A 25,429-nucleotide genomic window follows, 5' to 3' on the forward strand; every position below is an offset into this window, starting at 1 on the left:
TGTACCACAGCTGTTGTGTGCTTTACCAGCGGAAATATTCCACAATTTTACCGCAGCACATACCGCTGCCCCGGCTGCTTGTACACCCGGCCGGTGAGTTCCAGCTTCATCAGGGTGCCCAGCAGTGCGGACATGGGCAGGCCGGTGCTCACGCACAGCTCCTCGATACCCACAGGCTTTGGCCCGATGCCCGCCAGCACCCGGCGCTCGGTATCGCTCAGGGGTGCAGGCTGCTTTGCAGCCGCCGGTGCTGCCTGCCGGGTGTGCAGGCCCAGCGCCGCCAGCAGGTCGGCTGCACCCGCCACTGCCCGGGCGCGTCCGTCCCGCAGCAGGCCGTTCGTGCCCGCCGAGTTGGGGGAGTAGATGCTGCCCGGCACCGCGTACACCGGCTTGCCGTAGCGCTCGGCGTGGGCAACGGTGGACATAGTGCCGCTTTTTTCCCGCGCTTCCACCACCAGTACGGCAGAGGACAGCGCCGCGATGAGCCTGTTGCGCTGCAAAAAGCAGGTAGGACCAATATATTCACTGTACGGCGGGTACTCGCTGATGACGCAGCCCTTTTGCTCGATCTTCTGCCGCAGAGCGGCATTGGCTGCCGGATAGGTACGGTCGATGGGTACGCCCATTACCGCGATGGTGGGGCAGTCGTTTTTCACTGCCGCCCGGTGTCCGGCGCTGTCCAGCCCATCGGCCAGACCACTGACGATGATGGCTCCGTTTTTTGCCAGTTCGCCGCCGATATCTGCCGCCGCATTCAGGCCGTATTCCGTGGGCTTGCGGCTGCCCACGATGCCCACCGCCCCGGGCTCGTTGAGCCAGCGGGGGTCGCCGGTGCAGTAGAGCACCAGCGGCATATCCGGGATGCGGGAAAAAGCCAGCGGGTAATCCGGGTCGTCAAAGGGCAGGATGCGCACCCGCAGGGCATCGCACTGCATCACCAGCGTGTGGAAGCTTTCTGCATCCAGCTGTGCTGCCCGCTTAAAGGCTGTATCCCCTGCTGCCTGCCGGAATTCCTCGGTCTCCCGCGCTTCCCATGCCTCCTGTGCGCCGCCAAAGGCGTCCAGCACCTTTCCGGCGTGGAGACTGGCGGGCCCCAGCACCTGCGACAGCCACAGCCAGCACAGCAGCGGGTCGGGTGCAGGCTCCGGCGGGAACAGGCTGGTCTGCCCGGTCACAAGCTCTCCTCCCGGAAATGCCACAGCAGGATGCTGCCCGCAATACCGGCGTTCAGGCTTTCCACCCGGTCGGTCATGGGGATGCGCACCGTGCTGTTGCAGGCGGCGATGGTCTCATCGGTCAGGCCCTGACCCTCGCTGCCGATGACCACGCAGACGCCGCCGGGATACCCGGCCTTTGCCGCGCTGAGCGGCTGGGACTGGTACAGCGCCGCCGCAAGGCAGGTGATGCCTTTTTCCCGCAGCAGAGCGATGGCCTGCGGCATGGCACCGGTCTCAATGACCGGGATGCGCACCGCTGCGCCCATGGAGGCGCGCAGGGTCTTGGGCGCGTAGACACTGGCGCAGCCCTCGCTCAGGATAACGCCGTCAAAACCAAAGGCCGCTGCGCTGCGCAGCAAGGTACCCACGTTGCCGGGGTCCTGCACCCGTTCCAGCGCCAGATACCGCCCGCCGGGGTGCACCTCCTCCAAGGTATGCACCGGGGTGCGGAACACCCCGAACACCCCCTGATGGGTGCCCACGTCTGCCAGCTTGTCCGCCACATGATCCTCTACCAGATAATGCTCGCCCGGCAAAGCGGCAAGCTCCGGGCACTTTTCCATCGCATTTTCGGTATAAAACAGGGTCTCCAGCTCTGCGCCCCGGGCAAGCTCCGGGCACAATTTGCGCCCCTCGGCCAGAAAGCGCCCCTCGGTGCGGCGGAATGCTGCGCTGGAAGCAAGGCGGCAGGCATATTTTATTTTTGCGTTTTCCCGGCTGGTGATCTTTTCGTCCATGCGTTCCTCCTGAACAGGTGTGTATGCTTTTGCTTTATCGCAAGTCAAGAAATCAATGCGGTATCCAAACAGCATACTTGCGATATGCAATTCAACGCTGTTGCCGTCGCATTATAAAGTTGAATTGCTATGGATACAATAGAAAAAGGGCAGCGTCTGCCGCAGGTTTCTGCGGCAGGGCGCTGCCCCGTTGCCTTGTTTCCCTGGCCGCAAAAAATGCCCGGATACAAAACGGACGCCCGCGTATACGCGCAGGCGTCACGATGCAAGGTCTTTATCAGGCGTTCTTCACGGTCTCGACCAGAGCGGCAAAGCTCTGAGGATCGTTGATGGCCATCTCGGACAGCATCTTGCGGTTCAGCTCGATGCCTGCCTTCTTCAGGCCAGCCATAAAGGTGGAGTAGTTCATGCCCAGAGGACGAACTGCGTTGTTGATGCGGCAGATCCACAGGTTGCGGAACTGACGCTTCTTCATGCGGCGGCCGGCCAGAGCGTAGTTGCCGCTCTTCATGACCTGCTGCTTGGCCATCTTAAAGTGCTTGCTCTTGCAGCCGTAGAAGCCCTTGGCCAGCTTCAGCATCTTCTTACGACGTTTGTGGGTCATGGTTGCGCCTTTGATACGTGCCATTTTTTATATCTCCTTTAGTATCTCGTAGAAAGTTTTGTGTACCTGCGGCTCGCTCTTAGGCGTAGGGCAGCATGCTCTTGATGGTAGCTGCGTTGGTCTTATCAACGTAGCTGGGCTGACGGTAGCCACGGGTCAGCTTGGTGGTCTTCTTGGTCAGGATGTGGCTGCGGAATGCATGACCGCGCTTGATCTTGCCGTTCTTGGTCAGCTTAAAGCGCTTCTTAGCGCCGGAGTGCGTCTTCAGTTTCATCTTAGCCATTTTAGTTTCCTCCTAAAATTAGTCCTTATTGGGTTTCGGGATCAGCAGAATGGACATCGTGCGGCCCTCGAGCACGGGCGGCTTATCGGTGGATGCCTGAGGCAGAGCCTCGGCAAACCGCTTCAGCACGTCTGCGCCCAGAGCACTGTGCGCCATTTCGCGGCCGCGGAAACGGATCGAAACCTTTACCTTGTGTCCGGCTGCCAGGAACTTGGCAGTCTGGTTGAGCTTGGTGTTGAAGTCGTTGGTGTCAATATTGAGCGAAAGGCGGGTCTCCTTGACCTCGACAACCTTCTGGTTCTTCTTGGCTTCCTTCTCCTTCTTCTGCTGTTCAAAACGGTATTTGCCGTAGTCCAGCACCTTGCACACAGGCGGCACAGCCTGCGGTGCGATCTTTACCAGATCGAGCCCGGCTTCTTCTGCAGCGCGCATGGCCACCTGAATGGACACAACGCCCTTCTGCTCGCCGTCAGCACCGATCAGGCGAACCTCACGATCACGGATCTGGCCGTTGATCTCCAGTTCCTTCGACTTTCCAGCGGTAGCGATAATGAATGCACCTCCAAACAAAATCCATAGTGTTGCAATATTTGGCATAGAAAACGCGGCCGCCCATATTCTGGACAGCCGCGCGAAATTTCACACAAAGCCGCAGCATTCTCAAAGGAATAAGCTGCTGTTTCGGGTATAGCCCGGGGACGTTTTCCCGCAAGGCGAGCGCGGCACAGGCCGTAGCTGCTTTCTTTACCCGGTTATTTTACCACGCTTTATCTGCCCTGTCAAGCATTTTTTATGCGTTGCCCGGAAAAATTATGACTTTTCCTTTTTACGCCTTGATCAGCTTGCCCAGCGCAAAGGAGTAGATGCCCTTACAGGTCACCTTTTTAGGCGCAAAGCGCTTTTCGATGGCAATGGCGTAAAGGTTCAGCTGGGCGCGGTAGGCGCGTAGGAAATCGCTCTCGGCTTTGCGGCGGTCGGTCTTGTAGTCCAGCAGTTCCAGATGATTCGGGTACACCAGCACAAGGTCGGCAATGCCCTGCACCAGCACCTGCGCATCTGCGGCAGTGGGCAGTTCCTCGTGCCCCTGCGCCGCCAGCACGGCACCGGCGGGCAGCGCCGTGATGAAGGGCAGCTCCCGCAGCACCTGCTGCGCGGCGCAGATCTTTGCAAAGGCTTCGCTTTCCACAAAGCGGCGGATGCACACCGCGTCCAGCTTTTCCGCGATCTCCGGGGCGGTCAGCTGCAATGCCACCTGACGGTCCCGCTCTGCCGGGATGGCCTTGTCCAGCGTGCCTGCAGCCTTGGCCGTAGCCAGCCGGGCAAAGTCTGCGTGCTCCAGAAAAGCGTGCAGAGCCGTGCCCATCTCGGCGGCGGTCAGACCGTCCTTGGAAAGGAAGCCCGGGCGCTCCAGCGTGGTCTGCTCGGCCTTATGCACGATGCTGGTCACGCTGACCTTGGCGGGCACCTGTGCAAGCGCTGCCGCCGGGTACTGCCACGCAAAGCCCTGCCGCAGCTTCTCCACCAGTGCCGGGTCGGTCTCCGGTGCTTCGTCCGGCGTGGCTGCATCCGGTTCCTCGGACAGCTGTACAGCATCGTCACACACCTCGATATCCATCACGCTTTCAGTCTGCACAAAAAGCAGCTCCCGGTTGCCGGAAAGCTGCCGCAGCACCCCGCCGTCCGGGTGCACCAGCAGCGCCGCCCGCAGCCAGTCGGCAAAGCTGTTGGCCTGCTGGTGCAGCGTAGCCCCCGCCCCGGCAGCCAGAAAAGCCGCCGCCTTGGCAAAGGGCTTTGCAGTCTTACCGCTGCTCAGGGGCACAGTGAGGATGAGCTTATCCTGTGCGCGGGTGAGCGCCACATACAAAAGGCGCATCTGCTCGCTGCGCAGTTCCTTGGCATGGACAGCAGCCAGCGCGGTGTAGGCGGCGGTCTTGTAAGCGCCCTCGCCGTTTTCCGGCCGCAGCCGCAGCCCCGCACCGTAGCTGCGGTGCACCAGCACCGGCTGACGGATATCCGAAGCGTTGAACTTGCGGGCTGTATCCCCCACGAACACCACCGGGAACTGCAAGCCCTTGGAGCGGTGGATGGTCATGATGGACACGCACCCCGGGTGCACCCCGCTGGGCACGGTGTCCTGTCCGGTGCTGCCGGCCTGCGCGGCGGCATCAATAGCGCGCACCAGCGCCGAGATACCGCCTGCACCGGAAGTGGCGCAGAAGGTGGCAAAGCGGCGGGCATCCTCCCGGCGGCGGGCACCGTTTTCCAGTACGCCCAGCGCCGCCAGATAGCCGGTGGAGGCAAAAATTTCTTCCAGCAGCTGCTCTGCCGGAGCGCTGCGCGCCATCTGCCGCAGCGCGGTGAGATGGGCGTAGAAGTCCTTCACCTTCTCGGTAAAGGGATCATCTGCCGGGTCCTCCAGCGCCAGCAGCAGCGCGCCGTACAAGCTGATGCGGGCGGGCTTTTTGTCCGGCTCGGCCTGTACCTGACGGCTGCGGGCGCGCAGCCGCACAAGGTCGTCCTCGGTAAAGCCGAACATGGGGCCCAGCATGGCGGCGGCCAGATAGATATCCTGCGAGGGGTCGTCGATGACCTTGAGCAGGGCGATGAGGGGGCGGATGTGGGGCGCAAGCATCAGGTTCTCCCGGGCGTCGGCGTATACCGGGATGCCCCGGGCAGTCAGCGCCTCCACATACACCGGGAAATCCGTGCGCGCCGCCAGCAGCACGCAGCAGTCCTCGTACCGCACCGGGCGGGTGGTGCTGCCCTCCCGCACCGGCTCTCCGGCAGAAACCAGCTGCTCGATGCGCTCGGCGATCCAGCCCGCATCCGTTTCGGCTTCGTCATCCGGCAGAAACTGCACCTCCACGCTGCCCTGATATTCCCCGGGCGCACCGCAGACCAGACGCTGCCCGTTGCCGTAGGCGGTATCGCCCAGCTCCGGGGTCATGAGCTGCTCAAAGAGATAATTGATGCCCGCCACCACCTGCGGTGCGGAGCGGAAGTTTGCATCCAGCGCCAGCAGAGCGTCCGTGCCCGGGGCGCCCTCCGGCGGGCGGGGACGGGCTTTTGCGCCCGGCAGCAGCGGCCAGCTGTCCAGCTTTTGCCGGAAGATGCCCGGCTCTGCCTGCCGGAAACGGTAGATGCTCTGCTTCAAGTCGCCCACAAGGAAAAGGTTATCCCCCGCCGGGGCGGCAAGGCAGCGGTAAAGGGCATCCTGCAAGGCGTTCGTGTCCTGATATTCGTCCACCATCACGGCGGCGTAGTCCTGACGGATGTTCTCACACAAGGGGGTGGGCGTGCCCTCCGGGGTGCGCAGCAGCCGCAGGGCAAGGTGCTCAAAATCGCTGAATTCCAGCAGCTTGCGCTCCCTTTTTCTGGCTGTGAACCGGGCATCGAAGTCCCGCACGGCGGCAAACAGCGCCCGCAGCCGGGGCAGGGTGATCTGCCGGTCGGTTTCGGCTTCGGTTTCGGAACAGCAGATGAGCTGGGTCATCTGCTCGAACAGGGCGGCGGCTTCGTCCGAGCGGGTCTTGATCTCCGCCTTGTGGTCGCCGCCCAGACGCTTTTTCATGCCCTTCAGGCCGGGGGCTTCCTCCATGCCCAGCACATAGGGGGTGAGCAGGTCGTACAGCGGATTCCACTGCCCGGCAGCAGCCAGCTGCTCTGCCTGCGCAAAGAGGGCGGCGGCTTTTTCCAGCCTTGTACCGGCTTCCTCGTATTTTTCCGCTACCGTGGCCTGTGCCTTTGCCCGGGCAGAAGGGGTCTTTTTTTCCTCAGCAGCTGCCTGCTCCTGTGCAAAATCCGCCCGGCAGTCGGCCAGTGCTGCCGTCAGCAGTTCCCGCGCTGCCTTGGCGCAGCGGGCGGCTTCGGCCAGCAGCAGGTCGTGCCAGCAGGTGGAAGCAAAGCCGTTCTCCTGCTCGTAAGGGGCAAGAAACTCATCCAGCTTGCGGTCGTAGTCCGGCAGTGCCCGCAGAAAATCGTAGATCTGCAAAATGGCATCGCCTGCGGGTTTATCCGTGCGTCCCTTGCCGTACAGGTCTGCAAAGGCGCAGAAATCCGGGTCGCGGTAGGCGTTTTCCAGCGTTTCAGCCAGTGCCGCCCCCCGCAGCAGCTGCACGGTACCGGGGTCTGCCGGGGCAAAATCCGGCGGGATATCCAGCGCCTGAAAGTGCTTGTGCAGCAGGTTCAGGCAAAAAGCATCAATGGTGCAGATGGGCGCGCGCTGCAGCAGCATCCGCTGGCGGCGCAGCATGGCGTTACCGGGCTGCAGCTGGCTGCGGTGCAGCAGCGCCTGCCCGATGCGGGCGCGCAGCTCTGCCGCCGCCGCGTTGGTAAAGGTGACGATGAGCAGCCGGTCGGCGTTTACCGGGTGCTCCGGGTCGGTGATCAATTGCACCGCCCGCTCGGTCAGCACGGCGGTCTTGCCGCTGCCTGCGGCTGCGCTTACCAGCAGCGCACCGCCCCGGTCGGCAATGGCAGCCTGCTGCGCCGGGGTCCATTTGGGTCCGCTCACGGCTGTTCCTCCTCTTCTTCGGGTTCTTCCTCGGGTTCAAAGGGCTTTGCAGGGGCTTCCAGCGCACGCTCGTGCACCCCGGTCTCGTGGCAGCAGATAAAGCTGTAATCGCACCAGGTACAGGGGCTTTTGCTGCTGCTCACCACCAGCGGCTCGGCGTCGATCTGCCCGCCGTAAAGCTGCTCGCCCATCTGGGTAACAAGGTCGTCCAGATGCAGCTGGATACGGCTGAGCTTGGCACTGTCGGCTCGTTTCTCCTTCTGGTAGGGGCTGGGTGCGCCGTTGCGGTAGCCAAAGGGCAGATACTTGCCCGTTTCGTCCGCGTCCATCGCGTCAAAGATCTTCTGCTCGTCCCGCACAAGACCGTCCAGCTGGTACTCCACTGCCCGGGCGGCCTGCCCGCGCGGCAGGGTCTGGGGGGCGGGGTCGGCCAGCAGATACAAAACGCCCGCCGGCTGTGCGCCGGTAAAGCGCCCGCCCGCATCCCGGGTCAGGCTGAACAGATACAGCAACATCTGGCAGTCCAGCCCGCAGTAGACTTCCTTCAAGTCCAGCTTTTTGCTGCCGGTCTTGTAGTCCACCACCCGCACCCAGCGGGTGCCGTCATCCTCGATCCACTCGTCCGCACGGTCCACCGTACCCACCAGCTGCACCGTGCGCCCATCTGACAGGCGGTACACCTGCCCGGGCACGGCATCCTCACCTCGGCCTATTTTCAGCTCACAGGCCACGGGCTTGAATTGGGACTGGTTCTGCTCGTCCCGCAGATAGCACAACAGGCTGGTCATGCTCTTTTTCAGCCGGGAGAGCAGATAGGCAAAGCGTGCGGTATCCTCCGGCAGATAGCGCCGCGCATACTCATCCACCAGCGCGGCGGCAAGGTCAGCCATGGCGGCGTCGTCCAGTTCCAAAAAGGGGCGCAGCCCGGCACAGGGGTTGTCCGCCCCGGGGTGGGGGTCCAGCGCCATCTGCAGCACCCAGTGCATCAGGGTGCCGCTCTGGTCAGCCGAAAGCTCCGCACGGCGGCGGGGTTTGAGCCCCAGCACATACTGCAAAAAGTAGCCGTAGCGGCAGGTATAGTATTTTTCCAGCTGGCTGGGCGAGATGTGCAGCCGCCTGCCCAGCAGCATTTCCAGCGTGGGCAGATCCTGCACCTGCCGGGGCGGATCCTCCTCCATGCGCTGCAGCAGTGCCAGTCCCCGGGGTGCCTGCACCCCTTCGCCGGGGCTGCGCAGCGCCTCGGTCAGGCTGGCGCGTTCCAGTTCGGTCATCGGCCAGCCGCCGCCCAGCACGTCCAGACCGTCTGCGGGAGTGGCGGCAAGGTCGATGAGTTCCAGCTGCGGCGCGGCGGGCTGCAATGCCTCCACGATGGGTTCCAGCGCAGCGCACAGGGTCTGCCCCTGTCCTTTCGGCCAGCTCATCCACAGCCCCTTTGCCGGGGCGGTGAGGGCTTTGTAAAAACAGACCTGCTCACGCACCACCCGGTTCTCAAAGCAGTCCGGCAGGTCGATCTGTTTTGCCATCAGCAGATCGCGGTCGGCATGGGTCAGCAGGCCGCTTTCTGCGGGAGTAGAGGGAAATTCCCCCTCCGCAAGCCCCAGCACGAACACATAGTCCGGTGCATCCAGACGCATTTTGCCGGCGCTTGCCAGCACCACTGCGTCCAAGGTCTGCGGGATGTGCCCAAGGTCGGAGGAGCGCAGCAGCAGGCTGAAAAGATCCTCGTACTCCGGCACGGCGATGCCCTGACTGCCCAGCAGCCGCGCCATCTCGTCCAGCAGCTGCATCACCACGTTCCACTCGCGGGCGGCTTCCTCTGCCGCCGGGATGCCCCGGGCGGTGCGGATATCCTCCACCTGCGCAGCCTGCTGCCCCTCTGCGCCCAGCTCCTTCAGGCAGAAATACAGCGCCCGGCTGATCTGCTCGGCGTTGGCACTGCGCACCTTGCCGCGCAAAGTATCCACCGCCGTCACCAGCTTTTTGCGGGCGTTCTCGGCACGGGTCAGGTTCAGCGTATCTTCCTCGGTCAGCTCGGCATCGCCGAAGCCACGGGGGCTTTTGGTAAATTCTGCCCGCCACGCCGCAGCATTGGGCGACCACGTGTAGGCGTAGTTTTCCAGCGCACAGACTTCCGGCTCGGTCAGGTCGCACAGGCCGGTCTTGGCCAGTACGGTCAGCTGCTCGGTCATGTCCGCGCCCCGCAGCAGTGCCAGCAGCGCCCGCACCGCCGTGGCGGGTGCGCTGAACTCCGGGGTGGTGGGTTCGTCGCAGTACAGAGGGATCTCTGCCATGCGGAACTCGTACCGCACCGCAGCCCGGTACATACTGATATCGCGGCAGACCACCGCGATCTTTCCGCAGCGCACGCCCTGCCGCATCAGGCGGCGGATGGCGGCAGCAGCGCAGCGGGCTTCCTCCTCCCGGCTGGCGGCGGCAAACAGCCGCAGCTCCGGGGCGCTTTCCGGCGGGGTGCAGCCGCCGGTCTCCAGCAGCTCAGTCAAGGCGGCAAGGCCCGGGGCGTCTTTGTGGCGCAGGTCACGCCGCAGCAGCTCCGGCGCTGCCACCTGTGCGCCGTTTTTACGCGCCAGCTGGCGCAGCTGCGCCGCCACCTGCTTTGCGCCGGAGAACAGTTCCAGATCTCCGGGCTGCATGGGTGCGCCGTCCTCACACAGCGCCACCGTCACGGCGGGCAGTGCAGCCAGCATGGCGCCCATCAGCCGCTTTTTGGGCGCGTTGAAGGTGTCGAACTCGTCAATGAACACCTCGCGCTCGCGCAAAAAGTCCGGCAGCTCATCCCGGGCAAGCGCAGCTTCCAGACGGTCTGCCGCCAGTTCCAGACGGTCGGCGGGATCCATGCCGGTGCCCGCCAGCAGGCTTTCGTAGCCCTGAAAGATGAGTGCCAGCTCGCCCAGCTTTGCGCTCTCGGAGCCGCAGTCCCGGGCAAGCTCCTGCAATTGCTGCCCGGAAAGCCCGGCGCTTTTCAGCTCGTCTATGGTCTCGGCAGCCATCTGGCAAAAGGCCGCGCTGCGCCGGTGGCGGTAGTAGTAGTGCACGTTATCCTGCAATTCCTCCAGCGCACGGCGCACCAACACCGCCCGCCCGGCATCGGTCAGGGTCTGCACCGCCGCGCCGCCAAGAGCCGCAAGGATATGCTCGGCCAGACTGGTAAAGGAATAGCTTTCCACCATGCCGGAAAGGGCATCTCCCAGCTCCCGGTAGATGCGCGCTTCGGTGCTGGAAGTAAACTGCTCCGGCACCAGCAGGATGCTGCGCCTTCCCGCCTCGGCGCGGGCACGGATGCGGGCATACAGCAGGGTGGTTTTGCCGCTGCCGGAAGCGCCCAGAACCAGTTTCAGCATTTCGGTTTCCTCCCGCTCGTTGATTTTTGCCTTTATTGTAACACGAAACCGGTGATAAAACCACAGCTTTTCTTTGCAATCCCGCCGCCGCTGTGGTACACTGAAAAAAACATTCTGCACACCGGAAAGGGACTTTGTATGAAGATTTTAGCCGTTGACTACGGGGACAGCCGCACCGGCCTTGCCACCTGCGACCGCACCGAATTTCTTACCACCGCCATCACGCCCCAGATCACTTTAAAAGCCCGCAACAAGGTAGCCGCCCGGGTATGCGAGGTGGCAAAGGAGATTGAAGCCGAAATGATTTTGATCGGTCTGCCGCTGAATATGGACGGCACCGAGGGCGAACGCGCCGCCAAGAGCCGCAAGCTGGCAAAGACCGTAGAGCTTTGGAGCGGCCTGCCGGTGCGGATGTGGGACGAGCGCCAGACCACCTGCGCCGCCGCCGACCTTCTGGACGAAAGCGGCACCTACGGCAGCCGCCGCAAGGAGATTCTGGATTCGGTCAGTGCCACAGTGATTTTAGAGGACTACCTTGCATGGCGCAAGGAGCACCCCGGGGAGATATAAAAATGATGCCTGTGCTCACGCACAGGCATCATTTTTTGACTTTACTATTTATCCCTGATAGGTCTCGATGCTCACGCTGTTGATGGTGATATCGGCGGTGGGCTTCTGGTTTTCGTCCACGGCGGTCTGGGCGATGGTGTCCACGATATCCATGCCCTCGTACACCTGCCCGAACACGGTATCGGTGTAGTCCAGATAAGGTGCACCGCCCGCCGTCTGGTAAGCGGATACCACCTCGGCGCGGTAACCGGCAGCATTCATCTGATCCACCAGTTCCTGCGTTACCGACTGCTCTCCCGGCAGCGATTCCACCACGTAGAACACGCTGGCGCACTCGCCGGAGACGTCCACGCCCATGCACAGCGCCCCGGCGTAGTGGTGCAGGCTGTCCGATGTCTCCACCGGGTAGCGGCTGCCCTTCCAGATGGTAGAGCCCTTGCCGTCTGCGCCCTGCCCGGCTTCCACCACGAACTGATTCTCCACCCGGCTTACGGTAAGGCCGTTGTAGTAGCCCTGCTGCACAAGGCCGATAAAGTTATCGCAGGCCTGCGGAGCCTTTTCCGGGAAGAGCACCGCCCGGAAAACACCCGCCGAGGTATCGAACACCGCAACCGTGTCCCCTGCTGCCGGGTGGGTGAACTGCAGCTCGGCGGATTCCACCGCCGGGCGGCTGATGCTCTGGACTTTGCTGCCGTTTTCCTGCGGCCGCAGCGTGCAGCCGGTAAGCAGCAGCACCGCCGCAAGACAGACTGCCCCGAATTTTTTCAACATATTCCCGCTCCCTGTTCCATATACTGTACTGCACGCTGCACGGTGCAGCGCAAAAGATTCAACCAGTAGTATACCATATTCTGCGCGGCAGTGCGAGAGGAAAATGCGTGAAAATTTATCCAATGATTTCTGTGCGAAAAAGCATCTTGACGAACTGCACAAAACACGCTACACTATAAGCAGACCAAGCGGGGTGCAGCCCGCAGCATCAACTGCTTTTTGTGATAAAGCAATACAGGAGCGTATTATGTCTGACGAGATCAAGAACCCTAATACTGAGGAAGAATATCAGCCTGACCTGATGACCCTTGAGGACGAGGACGGCAACGAGGTCACCTTTGAGGTGATCGACGCGCTGGACCACAAGGGTGTGCATTATCTGGCTGTTGTGGAATACGCCGAAAACGAAGAGGACCTGAACGAGGACGCCCAGCTGGTGATTCTGAGTGTCGGGGAGGACGATGAAGGCGAATATCTGGACGTTGTAGAGGATGACGAGGTGCTGATGGAAGTCAGCAAGCTGTTCGAGCAGCGTCTGAGCGAGGACTACGATATCGAGTAAGTCCTTTGACGGATTGACCCGTGCAAGACTTCCTGCCCGGCTCGATTTGTTGCGGTTTGTATGATCCTACTAATCATTCAACGGGAGCCCGGAGTTCTCCGGTGGATTGCAGACCTCCCCGCCATGGGTCGACCATGGAGGCTCGATGAGGAAGCGTGATTCCGGAGACAGGGCACCCACCTGTCCGTAAGGGTAGGTTTGATTGACCGCAGACGACCGGGCGGGATCTTTATAGTAATCCAATCCACCGCTTGTGCCCCTGCAAACACAGGGCACGGCTGTGGATTTTTTTATCACCACTTGAAAGGATGTGCAATTGCGGCATGAGTTCTGAGCATCTGGTTGGTACTTCCATTCCCCGGTTCACCTTTGACACCCCCACCACCCCGGGCAACGATTTTTACGCCCTGTGTGCGGGCACCGAGCCCCTGTGCATGATCTTTCTGCCCGGGTTCGACCACCCGGTCACCCGGGAATACCTGACCCGCTACTTAAAGACCCTGCCGCGGCTGCGGGGTGTGCGGCTGGCGTGTGTGGTGCGCTCAGCGCCCCGCGCGGTGGCCGAGGCTACACAGGGGAAGGAGTTTCCCTTTCCCATCATCTGCGATGCGCCGGGTGTGCTGTACAGCTATCTGGGGGTGGAGCAGGCACGCGGGCTTTTAAGCTGGAGCTTTTCTGCCCAGCGCATCTACAAAAGCGCCCGGGATGCCGGCTATCATTACGACCGCAATGCCCCGCAGATCCTGCCCATGACCCTGATCGTAGGGCATGAGGGAAAAATTTTATTCACCCACTCCGGCCGCAGCCAGACCGACCTGCCGGAGGACTGCGTTGCCATCCGGGAGCTCGCTCGCGAGGTGGTGCACACCAAGGCCGCCGACCAGCGCCGCACAAGCCATCACTGCTCGGACGAAACGCTGACCCTGCCCGACCTTATCGGCTGGGATGATGTGGATAACGACAAGTAATCCACGCAGAAAACGTTTTTTATTTTCAGGTCTGGAAAATCCAAGGATTTTCCAGACCTGCTTTTTTACCGGAAGCGCTGCAATGCACAAAACGGCTGCCGCACGCAAAAGTGCAGCAGCCGTTTTGTTATTCTTCCTCCGGTTCCTCGCTGAACATCTCCGGGATGGCACCAAGGGCAGCCAAGCCCACCAGCGCAAACACGATGCGGGACCACACCGAGGTGCTGCCGCCCAGCAGCCAGCCCACAAGGTCGAACTGGAACAAGCCCACAAGCCCCCAGTTCACACCGCCCACGATGAGCAGCAGCAGGCAGATTTTGTAAAAGGTCTGCACTAAAAAGACCTCCTTCCTTTGGGTTCAGTATGCCCTGCGGGAAGGAGGTTTATACTTTTTTAGCGGATCACCCGGGCACCGCCGCGGTCGGGCTTGGCAACGTAGACCTGCGGCCACTGCCGCTTTGCTGCCGCTGCGGCGGCTCTGGCGGCAGCTTCGTCCCGGAACACGCCGAACACTGCCGCGCCGCTGCCGGTCATCAGCGCGGTGACAGCGCCGTGCGCCCGGAGCAGGGCCTTGATCGCTTCGTTATCCTTTGCGCCGCTGCACTCTTCCAGCGCATTGCCGGCGGCAGCACATACGGCGTCCAGATCTCCGGCGCGGATGGCTGCTTCCTGCGCTTCACAGCCCGGGTGGGTGCTGCTGCCCACGGTATCGTAGGCGGCAAAGGCCTCCGGGGTGGACACGCCGTAGTCCGGCATCACCACCGTGAACCAGCAGTCCGGCACGGGCGGCAGCGCCTTGATCACATCGCCCACACCCTGCACCCGGCAGGTGCCGCCCATCAGGGCAAAGGGCACGTCCGCACCAATGCCCGCGCCCAGCGCACACAGCTCGCTCATGGAAAGCTTTGCGCCGTACAAGGCGTTCAGTCCCACCAGCACGGCGGCGGCGTCCGCGCTGCCGCCGGCCATACCAGCCCGCACCGGGGTGTTTTTGTGGATGATGATATCCACCCCCGCCAGCAGCCCGGTGTAGTGAAAAAACGCCAGCGCTGCCTTGATGGCGGTGTTTTTATCGTTGGGCTGCACAGGGCTGCCCGGCAGCTGCAGGCTGAGCCCGGCGCTGCGGCGCAGCACTACACGCTCGTATAGAGTGATGGTCTGCATGGTCATGTCCAGCGCATGGTAGCCGTTTGGCAGCAGCCCTACCACGTCCAGTGCCAGATTGAGCTTGGCCGGGGCCAGCACCGTCACTGCATTTCTCCGCTCTCGCCGTTCCATCTGTGTTCCTCCTCAGTTGCCGTGGTAAATGTTGTTTTCCACCAGAAATTCCCGGATGCGCTTCAGCGCTTCGGTCAAGTGCTCCACGCTGTACGCGTAGGAAACGCGGCAGTAGCCCTCACCGGAAGCGCCAAAGGCATCGCCGGGGATGATGGCAACGTGCTTTTGCTCCAAAAGCTTTGTGCAGAACTCCTGACTGCTCATGCCGGTGCTCTTGATGCAGGGGAAGGCGTAGAATGCGCCCCGGGGCTCAAAGCAGGTCAAGCCCATGTCGTTGAAACTGCGCACCACCAAGCGGCGGCGCATATTGTACTCGTCCCGCATCCGGTCGATCTCGCCGTCACACTCTTTCAGGGCGGTGATGGCGGCGTACTGGCTGGTGGTGGGAGCGCTCATGATGGCGCTCTGGTGGATCTTGGTCATGATTTTAATGACCGCCTCCGGGCCGCAGGCGTAGCCCAGCCGCCAGCCGGTCATGGCGTAGCTCTTGGAAAAGCCGTTCACCACGATGGTGCGCTCTGCCATGCCAGGCAGGGTGGCAATGGAAACGTGCGGCCGCAGGCCGTAGTTCAGCTCGGCGTAGATCTCGTCGGACAGCACCATGATATCGGTGCCGCGCAGCACCTCGGCCACCGCTTCCAGATCCTCCCGCTCCATCACCGCACCGGTGGGGTTGTTGGGGAAGGGCATGATGACCAGCTTGGTCTTGGGGGTGATGGCAGCCTTCAGCGCATCGGCACGCAGACGGAACTCGTCCTCCTGACGGCAGGCAACGTGCACCGGCACGCCGCCGGACAGGGTGGTAATGGGCTCGTAGCACACAAAGCAGGGCTCCGGGATGATCACCTCGTCCCCGGGCTTGACCAGCGTGCGGATGCACATATCAATGGCTTCGCTGCCGCCCACGGTCACTAAGATCTGCCGCATGGGGTCGTAGCGCAGACCCATGCGCCGCTCCAGATACCGGCTGATCTCGGCGCGCAGCTCTTTTAAGCCGGCGTTGGAGGTATAGCGGGTGCGGCCGTGCTCAAGGCTGTCGATGCCGGCTTCGCGCACAGCCCATGGGGTCTTGAAGTCCGGCTCGCCCACGCCAAGGCTGATGCACTCGGGCATTTCGGCGGCCAGATCGAAAAATTTGCGGATGCCGGAGGGGCGCATGGCCTTGGCGGCAGGCGCGATCAGTTTATCATAATCCATCACAGCACCGTGCACTCTCTTTCATCAATTTCTTCATCCTGATACAGCCGCCCCTCTTTTTTGTAGGTGCGCAGCACAAAATGGGTGGCGGTGGACAGCACATCGTCCAGCGGAGACAGCCGCTTTGCCACAAACAGGGCGATCTCCTGGAAGGTCTGACCCTTGATCACCAGCTGCAGGTCGTACCCGCCGCTCATTAGCAGCACGCTCTCCACCTCGTCAAAGGCGGCGATGGTGGCAGCGATCTCGTCAAAGCCGCGGCTCTTTTTGGGGCTGACGTTCAGCTCGATGACCGCCTCCACGCGGTTCACCTTGGCCTTTTCCCAGTCCACAAGGGTCTTGTAGCCCTTGATGATGCCCTGTGCCCGGGCAAGGTCCATCATCGCCGCCACCTCGGCGGGGGATTTGTTCAGCATGGTGGCAATGTCCTCCACGGGCAGCCGGGCGTTGTTTTCCAGAATCTTCAAAAGCTGTTCCATTGTCATATACTCCTTATCAACCCTCTACACGGAAATCCGCGGGAAATTATCGCAATCTTCAAAACAGCGTCTATCAAAGCGGCATATTTGCGATATGCAGTTTGCGGTTGTTGCATGGGCATTAAAAACGCAAACTGCTATAAGTATAAGTATAGCACAAGCCCCGGCAGATTGCACTTGATTTTTATATAGAATGTCTTTTACCCCTGTATTCTGCTCTTTTTTACAAAAAGTGTGTTCAAAATTTGCTAAATCTGCTATACTGGAAGGGTAAGCGTGTGCCGGGTCTTTGGCGGCACCAATCACTATAAGGAAAACGAGGGTGGAAACCATGAAAGCTTTCATTACCGTCATTGGACACGATACCGTGGGCGTTGTCGCAAAGGTGGCCGGTCTGTGCACCGAGTTGAACATCAATATCGAGGATGTGACCCAGAGCATCCTGCAGGGGATGTTTGCCATGATCATGCTGGTGGACCTTTCCAACTGCAATGTTGACCACGACCAGCTGCACAAGCGCACCGATGCGCTTGCCGCCGAGATGGGGATGCAGATCAACGTGACCCGTCAGGAAGTTTTTGACGCCATGCACACCATCTGAGCCGGAAAGGAGCCCGCAACCGCTATGAGTATGTTTAACACCGGGGATATCCTGGAGACCATCGAGATGTTCACGCAGGACAATCTGGACGTGCGCACCGTGACCATGGGCATCAGCCTGCTGGACTGCATCGACCCGGACCCCAAAAAGGCCTGCGAGAATATCTATAACAAGATCACCACCAAGGCTGCGAACCTTGTCTCCACCGTGGAGCACATCAGCGCCGAGTACGGTATCCCCATCATCAACAAGCGCATCAGCGTCACCCCTATTGCCATGCTGCTGGGTGCCTGCCCGGATGCTGACCCCGTGGACTTTGCAAAAACGCTGGACGCCGCCGGCAAAAAGGTGGGCGTCAACTTTGTGGGCGGCTACAGCGCACTGGTGCACAAGGGCTTTTCTGCCGGTGACCGCCGCCTGATCGAGTCCATCCCCCGCGCACTGGCCGAGACCGACATCGTGTGCAGCTCGGTGAACATCGGCGCCACCAAGGCCGGTCTGAATATGGACGCCATCAAGCTGATGGGTGAAGCCGTGAAGAAGGCCAGCGAGCTGACCGCCGACCGTCAGTGCATCGGCGCTGCCAAGCTGGTGGTGTTCTGCAACGCCCCGGAGGATAACCCCTTCATGGCCGGTGCTTTCCACGGCCCCGGCGAGCCGGACTGCGAGATCCATGTAGGTGTTTCCGGCCCGGGCGCTGTGCGCGCCGCGCTGGCACGCCTGCCCAAGGACGCCCCCATTGACGAGGTGGCAGAGCTGGTCAAGCGCACCGCCTTCAAGATCACCCGCGTAGGCCAGCTGGTGGCAAACCTTGCCTCCAAGGCACTGGGCGTGCCCGCCGGTATCATCGACCTTTCTCTGGCTCCCACTCCCGCCATCGGCGACAGCGTGGCCAACATTCTGGAGGAGATGGGTCTGGAGACCTGCGGCTGCTGCGGCACCACCGCCTGCCTTGCCCTGCTGAACGATGCTGTGAAGAAGGGCGGCGTGATGGCCTCCAACCACGTTGGCGGCCTGTCCGGTGCCTTTATCCCGGTCAGCGAGGATGCCGGTATGATCCACGCTGCCGAGATCGGCTGCCTGACCATTGAAAAGCTGGAAGCCATGACCGCCGTTTGCTCTGTGGGCATCGACATGGTCATCATCCCCGGCGACACCACCCCTGCCGTCATCAGCGCCCTGATTGCGGACGAAGCCGCAATCGGCATGGTGAACAGCAAGACCACCGCCGTGCGCGTTATCCCCGCCATCGGCCGCAAGGCCGGTGAGGTGCTGGACTTCGGCGGTTTGCTGGGCTACGGTCCCATCATGCCGGTGAATAGCCACGATCCCTCGGTGTTCATCAACCGCGGCGGCCGCCTGCCCGCTCCCATGCAGTCGTTGAAGAACTAAAAAAAAATCGTATAACCCCGCTGCAACAGACCCATCCTCTGGTTATCATTTCCAGAAGAGGGGTCTGTTTTTTATGGTTCGTTTTTTCTTACAGCCGCTTTCCGTCCGGCAGATGCGGCTGCTGTGCGCCAGCTTGCTGGCGGGCTTTGCGCTGTGCGGCGCTTTGCAGGGGCTGTACTGGGGGCGCACCCAGCTGGATGCCGGGGCAGCGCTGTGCGCCGACACCCTGCGGCTGCACATCCGGGCAGCCAGCGATGCCGTGGCTGACCAGAGCGCCAAACTCCGGGTGCGGGACGCGGTGCTTTCCGTGATGCAGCAGTGCCCGGCGCAAAGTGCACCGGAGGCGCGGGCGTGGGCGGCGGGGCGGCTTTTGCAGTTTCAGCTGGCGGCGCAGCGGGCGCTGACCGCACAGGGCATCCGTGCCCCGGTGCGGGTGTCCCTTGTGAATATGTACTTCCCCGCCCGGCGCTACCCCACCGGTCAGCTGCCCGCCGGGCGGTACGATGCGGTGCGCATCGACATCGGCAGCGGCGGCGGGCGCAACTGGTGGTGTGTGCTGTACCCGGGGCTGTGCAGCTTTGCGCAGGGCGGCTACGCTCTGCCTGCGGAAAACGACCTTGTCTGCGGGCAGTACATCCTGCGGTTCCGGCTGGTGGACTGGGCGCACCGGCTGACCGCCCGGCGGCAGACGGTGCTGCTGGCGGGGTGACGCCGCACCCCGCCGGAGCATAGCATGGAGGGAAAGGAGGGATCCCTCTATGGCGATTCCCGGTTATTATTCCCTGCTCCAGCGCGGCTCCTCTGGGCCGGACGTGGCACTTGTACAGACGTGGCTCAACGGCGTGCGCGATGCGTGCACATGGTACGATGCGCTGAAGGCGGACGGCAAATTCGGCGCAAGCACCCAGCGTGCCGTACAGGAGTTCCAGCTGAAAAACAAGATGAACATGGACGGCAAGGTGGGGCAGAACACATGGAACGTGCTCTACACCCGCTACACCGCAAAGCACGGGCTGAAGGTTCCCTATCCCGGCATCGTGCTGCACACCGGCTGCTCCGGCGGCACAGTGCGGCTGGTGCAGCAAAAACTTAATTCTCTGGGCGAGCGGCTGAAGGATGACGGCAAATACGGTGCAGCCACCGCTGCCGCCGTACAGCGGTTCCAGCGGCGCAACGGTCTGACGGCAGACGGCAGCGTGGGCTACGCCACTTGGGAAAAGATGTTCTGATTGCTTGCAAAGGGTACTACGCAAGGTCAGCGTCCTCGCCCTCTCAGTCATCGCTACGCGATGCCAGCTCCCCCAAAGTGGGAGCCCTTGGCAATCCACGCAAAATTCATCTCTTTGCCAAGGCCTCTCCCTTTGAGGAAAGACTTCCCCCGCGCCGGGGGAAGATGTCGCGCAGCGACAAAAGGGGGAGTGTGGATGCGAACGCAGTGAGCAGACGGAGAGGGCGAGCCCGCTAAAGGCAAGAGCACCTGCATTGTTTCCAGACATTGCAGGTGCTTTTTCTGTTCTCCTTGGTTGCGCCCGCAGCGGCGGCTGCGTTATAATAGGGCAAAGCGTTTTTTGAAAGGCGGTGTTCCTGTTTGCGTTTTCTGCATTTGTCCGACCTGCATCTGGGCAAGCGGGTGTGCGAGTTTTCCATGCTGGAGGATCAGCGGTATATTCTGGAACAAATTCTAGCCCTGCTGGATGAGACCCCTGTGGACGGCGTGCTGCTGGCAGGCGACCTTTACGACAAGCCCGTTCCCCCTGCCGAAGCGGTGCGGCTGCTGGACTGGTTTTTAACCCAGCTGGCGGCGCGGAAGCTGCCGGTGTTCGCCATCAGCGGCAACCACGATTCTGCCGACCGGGTGGCCTTTGGCTCTGCCCTGCTGGCCGACAGCCGGGTCTACGTCAGCCCGGTGTTCACCGGCGCACCGCAGCCCATCCCCCTGCAGGATGCCCACGGCACGGTGGATGTGTACTTACTGTCCTTTTTGAAGCCCGCTATGGTGCGGCACGTCTGGCCGGACGAGCCTATTGAAAGCTACAATGATGCCCTTGCCTGCGTGCTGCGGTACTGTGTCCCCGACCCCGGCCACCGAAGCGTGCTGGTAGCGCATCAGTTTGTGGCGGGTGCTGCCGCCTGCGAGAGCGAAGAACCCTCGGTGGGCGGGGTGGACAGCGTGGACGCCGCCCTGTTCGATGCCTTTGATTATGTGGCACTGGGGCATCTGCACAGCCCGCAGAAGGTAGGGCGAGAGACTTTGCGCTACTGCGGCACCCCGCTGAAATATTCCTTCTCGGAGGCGGGGCAGCACAAAAGCGCCACCTTTGTGGAGCTGGGTGCAAAGGGCGAGGTGCACATCACCACCGCGCCCCTGACCCCCCGGCACGACCTGCGCGGGCTGCGGGGCAGCTACATGGAACTGACCGACCGCAGCCGCTACGAGGGCACCGCCGTGGACGATTACCTGCACATCACCCTGACCGACGAGCAGGACGTACCGGATGCGCTGGCGCGGCTGCGAGTCATCTACCCCAACCTGATGCAGCTGGACTACGATAACCAGCGCACCCGCCAGCAGCAGGAGATCTGCGCCCCGGAGCGCACCGAGAGCATCTCCCCGCTGGAGCATCTGGCAGCCTTCTACCAGCTGCAGAATAACCAGCCCCTGACCGCCGAGCAGACGGCGTTCTGCCAAGCGCTGATCGAGGAGATCTGGAAGGAGGGCGACACTGTATGAGACCGCTGCGACTGACCCTTTCGGCCTTTGGCCCCTATGCCGCCGAGACTACCCTTGACCTTGAAAAGCTGGGCAAAGGCGGGCTGTATCTCATTACCGGCGACACCGGTGCGGGCAAAACTACTATTTTTGACGCCATCACCTATGCGCTGTACGATCATTCCAGCAGCGGCATCCGGGAGGGCTCCATGCTGCGCTGCAAGCACGTGGATGACAAGACCCCCACCTTTGTAGAGCTGGAATTTGAGGTGCACGGCGTGCGCTACATGGTGCGCCGCAACCCGGAGTACCAGCGCCCCAAGGCCCGGGGCGAGGGCATGACCACCGAAAAGGCGGATGCCACCCTGACCTACCCGGACGACCGCCCGCCGGTGACCAAGGCAAAGGACGTGACCGCCGCCGTGCAGGAGATCATCGGGCTGGACTACAACCAGTTTTCCCAGATCGTGCTCATTGCGCAGGGGCAGTTCACAAAGCTGCTCAACGCTTCTACGGAGGAGCGCAGCCGCATCTTCCGCAAGCTGTTCCGCACCCAGCGCTATGCCCAACTGCAGGAGCGTTTGCAGGCAGAAGCCGCCGCGCTGAACCAGCAGCGCACCGCTCAGAACGCCAAGCTGGACAGCCTGCTGGGCGGGCTGCAATTCAGCCCGGAGGACCCAGACGCCGAGGCGCTGCGTGCCTTGTGCGCCCAGACCGTGCCGGAAACGGCGCTTACTTTGCTGGACGCCCTGACCGCACGGCAGGCGGCGGCGCTGGAAGAAGCCGGCACCGCCCTGCAAACCACCGAAGCCCAGCTGGACAAAGTACAGCAGCAGCTGGGTGCAGCCGCACAGGCACAGCGGCTGGCGCAGCAGCTGACCGCCCGGCAGGCAGAGCTTGCCGCCGCAAGGCCCGCACTGGACGCCGCCCGCGCCGAAGCCGACCGCCACGCCGGGGACGCTGCGCAGCTGGATGCCCTCACCGCGCAGGTGACGCAGGCACAGAGCGCCCTTGCGGCCTATGACGCGCTGGACGCCCTCTGCCGCCAGCAGACCGAAGCGCGGGACGCCGCCCGGCTGGCAGCGGCACAGGCACAAAAGCGGCGCACCCAGCTGGACAGCCTGAACGCTGCCCTTGCCGCCGCTGAGACCGAACTTTCCGCACTGGCAGACGCGGACACCCGGCTGCTGGCGCTGCAAACCCGCAGCACCCAGCTGGCACAGCGCGGCGAAGCGCTGGCAAAGCTGGAACAGCGCCTTGCGGAATGCCAGCATCAGGCCAAATGCGCCCACAAGGCGCAGGAGAGCTACCGCGCCGCTGCCGCCGCACAGGACGAAGCCCGTGCCCGGCAGAATACACTGGAACGGGCATTCTTGGACGCACAGGCCGGACTGCTGGCCGAGAGCCTGACCGAGGGCGCACCCTGCCCGGTGTGCGGCAGTACCCATCACCCTGCCCGCGCCCTGCTGCCCCATACCGCGCCCACGCAGGCGCAGGTGGAAGCTGCACGGCAGGCTGCTGCCGCGGCTGACCGGCAGGCACAGACTGCCAGCGCTGCCGCCCAGAGCGCCCTTGCCGCTGCCAACGAAGCAAAAATCTCTCTCCGGCGGGACGCCGAGACCCTGCTGCCGGAGCGCTTTACCGCCCCGGAGGGCACGGTGCCCCTCACCTTTGCCCTGATGACCAACGTTCTGGCCGAGGAAACCGCCGCTTTGCAGACGGCACAGGCAGACTGCGCCGCACAGTGCCGACAGGCCGAAGCTGACTGCCGCCGCAAGGCACAGCTGGAAGCTGACCGGCAAAACAAGACCCGCCAGCGCCCGGCGCTGGAACAGGCCGCTGCCGAAGCTGACCGCAGCGCCGCCGCCCAGAATGCCAGCGCAGACGCGTTGGAAGGGCAGATCGCAGAGCGGCGCGCTGCCCTGCCCTACCCCCGGCGCGCGGACGCGCAGGCGGCACTGGACAAGCTGGAAGCCGACCGCAGTGCCCTGCGCACCGGCATGGACACGGCACAGCGCCGCCTGAAGCAGGCCGAGCAGACCGTTGCCGCCGCCGAAGCCGCCGTGGATGCACTGACCGCACAGCAGACCGCCGCCCAAAAGGAGCTGCCCGCCCGCAGCGCCGAGGAGCTTACCGCACAGCAGACCGAACTGACCGCCGCGCGGGAGACTTTGCGCAGCCGGGAAAAGCAGCTTTCGGCACAATTGCTGCCCAACCGCAAAACGGCGGCGCAGTACCGCGCTGCCGCCGAAGCGCGGCAGACGCTGGAAAGCCGGTGGCAGTGGGTCAGCGCGCTGGCTGCCACAGCGGGCGGCACTTTGACCAGCAAGCAGAAGATCAAACTGGAAGCCTACATCCAGATGAACTATCTGGACCGCATTCTGCGCTACGCCAACACCCGGCTGATGCAGATGACCGCCGGGCAGTACGAGCTGGAGCGCATCGGTGCAGAGAACCAGCGCAGCCAGTCCGGGCTGGACCTTGGCGTTATCGACCACTACAACGGCACCCGCCGCAGCGTAAAGACCCTTTCCGGCGGCGAGAGCTTCAAGGCTTCGCTGGCGCTGGCGCTTGGCCTTTCGGACGAGGTACAGAGCAGTGCCGGGGGCATCCGGCTGGACACCCTGTTCCTCGATGAGGGCTTCGGCTCGCTGGACGAGGAATCGCTGGAGCTTGCCATCCGGGTGCTCTCCGGTCTGACCGAGGGCGACCGGCTGGTGGGCATCATCTCCCATGTGGGGGCGCTCAAGGACCGCATCGACCGGCAGGTGGTGGTGCACAAAGCCCGCACCGGCGGCTCCACCGTAGAGCTGCGGGTGTAAAACGCTTCTGGCGGGGCACACTAGGGGCGGAGGTGATTTTGATGAACTCTCTGGAGCCCTTCATCCGACACGAACTGGAAAACCAGCCCGGCACCGCTGCCGCCCCGCAGGCAAACAGCACCCGCAATGCCCCGCCGCTGGGCAGTATGCCCCTGCAGCCCCCGGCTGCGCCGGACACACCCGGCACCCAGCTGCCCCCGCCGGAACTGCCGCAGCCGGAAAAGCCCGGCGTTCCCATGACTGACGGCACCCCCATGGCCTGCCGCCAGAAAAACGCCGCCGCCTTTCTGGCCGGGGACGTGCAGACCAGCGTGATGGCGCACTACGCGCCCGGGCTGTTCAGCACAAAGCAGAAGCTGCACAGCCGCCACCCTGCCCCGGACGAGGACACCGCCGCCGTTTTGGAGCTGGTGGAATGGCGCGAGGACGCCCCTTACGGCTGAGCGCAACAAAAATTTTTTAAAATATTTCAGTTTACCTGTTGAAATCTCGCCGCACTTCCCTTATTATGGTAGCATACAAACATAAAGGCAGGTTTTGCAATATGGCAGAGATCAAATACGAAGTTGTCCAGCGTGTAGCCGTGCTGAGCCAGCGCCCCCGCGGCTGGGAGCGCCAGCTGAACCTTATCAGCTGGAACGACGGCGAGCCCAAGTACGACATCCGCGACTGGTCCCCGGACGGCACCCGCATGGGCAAGGGCATCTCCCTGAGCCACGACGAGCTGGCCATCCTCAAGGGCATTCTGGAGGATATGGAGCTGTGAGCGGGGGCGACCGCGCAGAGTTTCTGGACATCTGGCAGCAGCACGTCACCCGTCCGGGCAGCGAAAAGCTGCTGGACTGGCTGGACAAAAAGACGGATTTTTTTACCGCACCGGCGTCCACCCGCTTCCACGGAGCCTGTGAAGGCGGGCTGTGTATGCACAGCCTGAACGTCTACCATGCGCTGCACGACAGCTTTTTTACCGAGGGTGAAAGCGAGGAGAGCTACGCCATCTGTGCCCTGCTGCACGATCTGTGCAAGGCCAACTACTACAAGCTGGGCACCCGCAACGTGAAGAATGAAGCCACCGGACAGTGGGAGAAAGCGCCTTTTTACAGTGTGGACGACCTGTTTCCCTACGGTCACGGCGAAAAGAGCGTGTTCCTCATCGAGCGGTTCATGAAGCTGAAGGTGGAAGAAGCAGTTGCCATCCGCTGGCACATGGGCGGCTTTGATGATGCTGCCCGGGGCGGCTGCTTTGCCATCTCGGAAGCCTACGACAAGTACCCGCTGGCGGTCAAGCTGCACATCGCAGACCTGCAGGCTACCTACCTGATGGAGCACCGCACCAGTAATATGCGCTAGAGAACAAAAAAGCGTT

Annotated in this window: 24 protein-coding genes and 1 other RNA gene; 13 read left to right on the forward strand and 12 right to left on the reverse strand. The window is 62.5% G+C overall.

Annotation, left to right across the window (positions count from 1 at the left end; all coding sequences use genetic code 11):
• Positions 1 to 47 precede the first annotated feature (47 nt).
• The 7 genes from dprA to WMO20_RS05145 all read right to left on the reverse strand — a co-directional run bounded on the left by dprA (position 48) and on the right by WMO20_RS05145 (position 10,713).
• On the reverse strand, positions 48 to 1,175 hold the full coding sequence (dprA, locus tag WMO20_RS05115) for a DNA-processing protein DprA (RefSeq protein ID WP_349186040.1): 1,128 nt from the start codon (positions 1,173 to 1,175) through the stop codon (positions 48 to 50).
• Positions 1,172 to 1,954: a TrmH family RNA methyltransferase gene (locus tag WMO20_RS05120; RefSeq protein WP_349186041.1), complete on the reverse strand. Its 783-nt coding sequence runs from the start codon at positions 1,952 to 1,954 to the stop codon at positions 1,172 to 1,174. Before WMO20_RS05120 ends, dprA begins: the two co-directional genes overlap by 4 nt.
• A 277-nt stretch (positions 1,955 to 2,231) precedes the next feature.
• The gene (rplT, locus tag WMO20_RS05125) at positions 2,232 to 2,582 is read right to left on the reverse strand and encodes a 50S ribosomal protein L20 (RefSeq protein ID WP_005935552.1); all 351 of its coding nucleotides are present in this window, start codon (positions 2,580 to 2,582) and stop codon (positions 2,232 to 2,234) included.
• A 55-nt stretch (positions 2,583 to 2,637) separates the two neighbouring features.
• On the reverse strand, positions 2,638 to 2,841 hold the full coding sequence (rpmI, locus tag WMO20_RS05130; RefSeq protein WP_005928215.1) for a 50S ribosomal protein L35: 204 nt from the start codon (positions 2,839 to 2,841) through the stop codon (positions 2,638 to 2,640).
• 18 nt (positions 2,842 to 2,859) lie between these two features.
• The gene (infC, locus tag WMO20_RS05135) at positions 2,860 to 3,438 is read right to left on the reverse strand and encodes a translation initiation factor IF-3 (RefSeq protein WP_055185860.1); all 579 of its coding nucleotides are present in this window, start codon (positions 3,436 to 3,438) and stop codon (positions 2,860 to 2,862) included.
• Between the two features lie 229 nt (positions 3,439 to 3,667).
• Positions 3,668 to 7,354 carry a UvrD-helicase domain-containing protein gene (locus tag WMO20_RS05140; protein ID WP_349186042.1) on the reverse strand — a complete coding sequence of 1,229 codons (3,687 nt, stop codon included), beginning with the start codon at positions 7,352 to 7,354 and terminating at the stop codon, positions 3,668 to 3,670.
• Positions 7,351 to 10,713, reverse strand: a complete 3,363-nt coding sequence (locus WMO20_RS05145; protein WP_349186043.1) for a PD-(D/E)XK nuclease family protein — start codon at positions 10,711 to 10,713, stop codon at positions 7,351 to 7,353. Before WMO20_RS05145 ends, WMO20_RS05140 begins: the two co-directional genes overlap by 4 nt.
• 138 nt (positions 10,714 to 10,851) lie before the next feature.
• Here WMO20_RS05145 and ruvX point away from each other — a divergent pair, with 138 nt between their 5' ends.
• Positions 10,852 to 11,283: a Holliday junction resolvase RuvX gene (gene ruvX, locus WMO20_RS05150; RefSeq protein ID WP_015536729.1), complete on the forward strand. Its 432-nt coding sequence runs from the start codon at positions 10,852 to 10,854 to the stop codon at positions 11,281 to 11,283.
• A gap of 48 nt (positions 11,284 to 11,331) precedes the next feature.
• Here the strand turns inward: ruvX and WMO20_RS05155 are convergent, their stop codons facing one another.
• Positions 11,332 to 12,054, reverse strand: a complete 723-nt coding sequence (locus WMO20_RS05155) for a peptidylprolyl isomerase (RefSeq protein ID WP_349186044.1) — start codon at positions 12,052 to 12,054, stop codon at positions 11,332 to 11,334.
• A gap of 247 nt (positions 12,055 to 12,301) precedes the next feature.
• Here WMO20_RS05155 and WMO20_RS05160 point away from each other — a divergent pair, with 247 nt between their 5' ends.
• The 3 genes from WMO20_RS05160 to WMO20_RS05170 all read left to right on the forward strand — a co-directional run bounded on the left by WMO20_RS05160 (position 12,302) and on the right by WMO20_RS05170 (position 13,584).
• Positions 12,302 to 12,616 carry a DUF1292 domain-containing protein gene (locus tag WMO20_RS05160; protein WP_005928201.1) on the forward strand — a complete coding sequence of 105 codons (315 nt, stop codon included), beginning with the start codon at positions 12,302 to 12,304 and terminating at the stop codon, positions 12,614 to 12,616.
• Positions 12,617 to 12,642: 26 nt separating this feature from the next.
• Positions 12,643 to 12,847, forward strand: a non-coding RNA gene (gene ssrS / locus WMO20_RS05165) — 6S RNA.
• A 92-nt stretch (positions 12,848 to 12,939) separates the two neighbouring features.
• Positions 12,940 to 13,584 (forward strand): AhpC/TSA family protein, encoded by a 645-nt coding sequence (locus WMO20_RS05170; protein WP_112090457.1) that lies wholly within the window; start codon positions 12,940 to 12,942, stop codon positions 13,582 to 13,584.
• Positions 13,585 to 13,711: 127 nt separating this feature from the next.
• Here WMO20_RS05170 and WMO20_RS05175 read toward each other — a convergent pair whose 3' ends face one another.
• The 4 genes from WMO20_RS05175 to WMO20_RS05190 are packed head-to-tail and all read right to left on the reverse strand — an operon-like array spanning position 13,712 to position 16,538.
• Positions 13,712 to 13,918, reverse strand: a complete 207-nt coding sequence (locus WMO20_RS05175; RefSeq protein ID WP_316539359.1) for a DUF378 domain-containing protein — start codon at positions 13,916 to 13,918, stop codon at positions 13,712 to 13,714.
• Between the two features lie 59 nt (positions 13,919 to 13,977).
• A complete protein-coding gene (gene ispE, locus WMO20_RS05180) occupies positions 13,978 to 14,862 on the reverse strand; it encodes a 4-(cytidine 5'-diphospho)-2-C-methyl-D-erythritol kinase (protein ID WP_349186045.1) in 885 nt (294 codons plus the stop codon).
• Positions 14,863 to 14,874: 12 nt separating this feature from the next.
• Complete coding sequence (locus WMO20_RS05185) at positions 14,875 to 16,059, reverse strand: pyridoxal phosphate-dependent aminotransferase (RefSeq protein WP_097784963.1); 1,185 nt, start codon at positions 16,057 to 16,059, stop codon at positions 14,875 to 14,877.
• Positions 16,059 to 16,538 carry an Lrp/AsnC family transcriptional regulator gene (locus WMO20_RS05190; protein WP_015536725.1) on the reverse strand — a complete coding sequence of 160 codons (480 nt, stop codon included), beginning with the start codon at positions 16,536 to 16,538 and terminating at the stop codon, positions 16,059 to 16,061. Before WMO20_RS05190 ends, WMO20_RS05185 begins: the two co-directional genes overlap by 1 nt.
• A 331-nt stretch (positions 16,539 to 16,869) precedes the next feature.
• Between WMO20_RS05190 and WMO20_RS05195 the strand changes: the two genes are divergently transcribed.
• The 9 genes from WMO20_RS05195 to WMO20_RS05235 all read left to right on the forward strand — a co-directional run bounded on the left by WMO20_RS05195 (position 16,870) and on the right by WMO20_RS05235 (position 25,413).
• On the forward strand, positions 16,870 to 17,139 hold the full coding sequence (locus WMO20_RS05195; RefSeq protein WP_005928182.1) for an ACT domain-containing protein: 270 nt from the start codon (positions 16,870 to 16,872) through the stop codon (positions 17,137 to 17,139).
• 30 nt (positions 17,140 to 17,169) lie between these two features.
• Positions 17,170 to 18,531 carry a PFL family protein gene (locus tag WMO20_RS05200; protein WP_374041930.1) on the forward strand — a complete coding sequence of 454 codons (1,362 nt, stop codon included), beginning with the start codon at positions 17,170 to 17,172 and terminating at the stop codon, positions 18,529 to 18,531.
• 73 nt (positions 18,532 to 18,604) lie between these two features.
• Positions 18,605 to 19,240, forward strand: coding sequence for a stage II sporulation protein R (locus WMO20_RS05205; RefSeq protein WP_349186046.1), 636 nt, complete (start codon positions 18,605 to 18,607; stop codon positions 19,238 to 19,240).
• Between the two features lie 49 nt (positions 19,241 to 19,289).
• The gene (locus WMO20_RS05210; RefSeq protein ID WP_349186047.1) at positions 19,290 to 19,760 is read left to right on the forward strand and encodes a peptidoglycan-binding domain-containing protein; all 471 of its coding nucleotides are present in this window, start codon (positions 19,290 to 19,292) and stop codon (positions 19,758 to 19,760) included.
• Between the two features lie 359 nt (positions 19,761 to 20,119).
• Entirely contained in the window at positions 20,120 to 21,262 is a 1,143-nt protein-coding gene (locus tag WMO20_RS05215; RefSeq protein ID WP_349186048.1) for an exonuclease SbcCD subunit D, read from the forward strand.
• Complete coding sequence (locus tag WMO20_RS05220) at positions 21,259 to 24,063, forward strand: AAA family ATPase (protein ID WP_349186049.1); 2,805 nt, start codon at positions 21,259 to 21,261, stop codon at positions 24,061 to 24,063. Before WMO20_RS05215 ends, WMO20_RS05220 begins: the two co-directional genes overlap by 4 nt.
• A gap of 41 nt (positions 24,064 to 24,104) precedes the next feature.
• Positions 24,105 to 24,506 (forward strand): hypothetical protein, encoded by a 402-nt coding sequence (locus WMO20_RS05225; protein WP_316539365.1) that lies wholly within the window; start codon positions 24,105 to 24,107, stop codon positions 24,504 to 24,506.
• Between the two features lie 101 nt (positions 24,507 to 24,607).
• Positions 24,608 to 24,829, forward strand: a complete 222-nt coding sequence (locus WMO20_RS05230) for a YdbC family protein (protein ID WP_015536721.1) — start codon at positions 24,608 to 24,610, stop codon at positions 24,827 to 24,829.
• Positions 24,826 to 25,413, forward strand: a complete 588-nt coding sequence (locus tag WMO20_RS05235; RefSeq protein ID WP_112090447.1) for a hydrolase — start codon at positions 24,826 to 24,828, stop codon at positions 25,411 to 25,413. The genes WMO20_RS05230 and WMO20_RS05235 overlap by 4 nt, the downstream gene beginning before the upstream one ends.
• Positions 25,414 to 25,429 lie beyond the last annotated feature (16 nt).

This window comes from Faecalibacterium intestinale (assembly GCF_040096575.1).
Classification (GTDB): domain Bacteria; phylum Bacillota; class Clostridia; order Oscillospirales; family Ruminococcaceae; genus Faecalibacterium; species Faecalibacterium intestinale.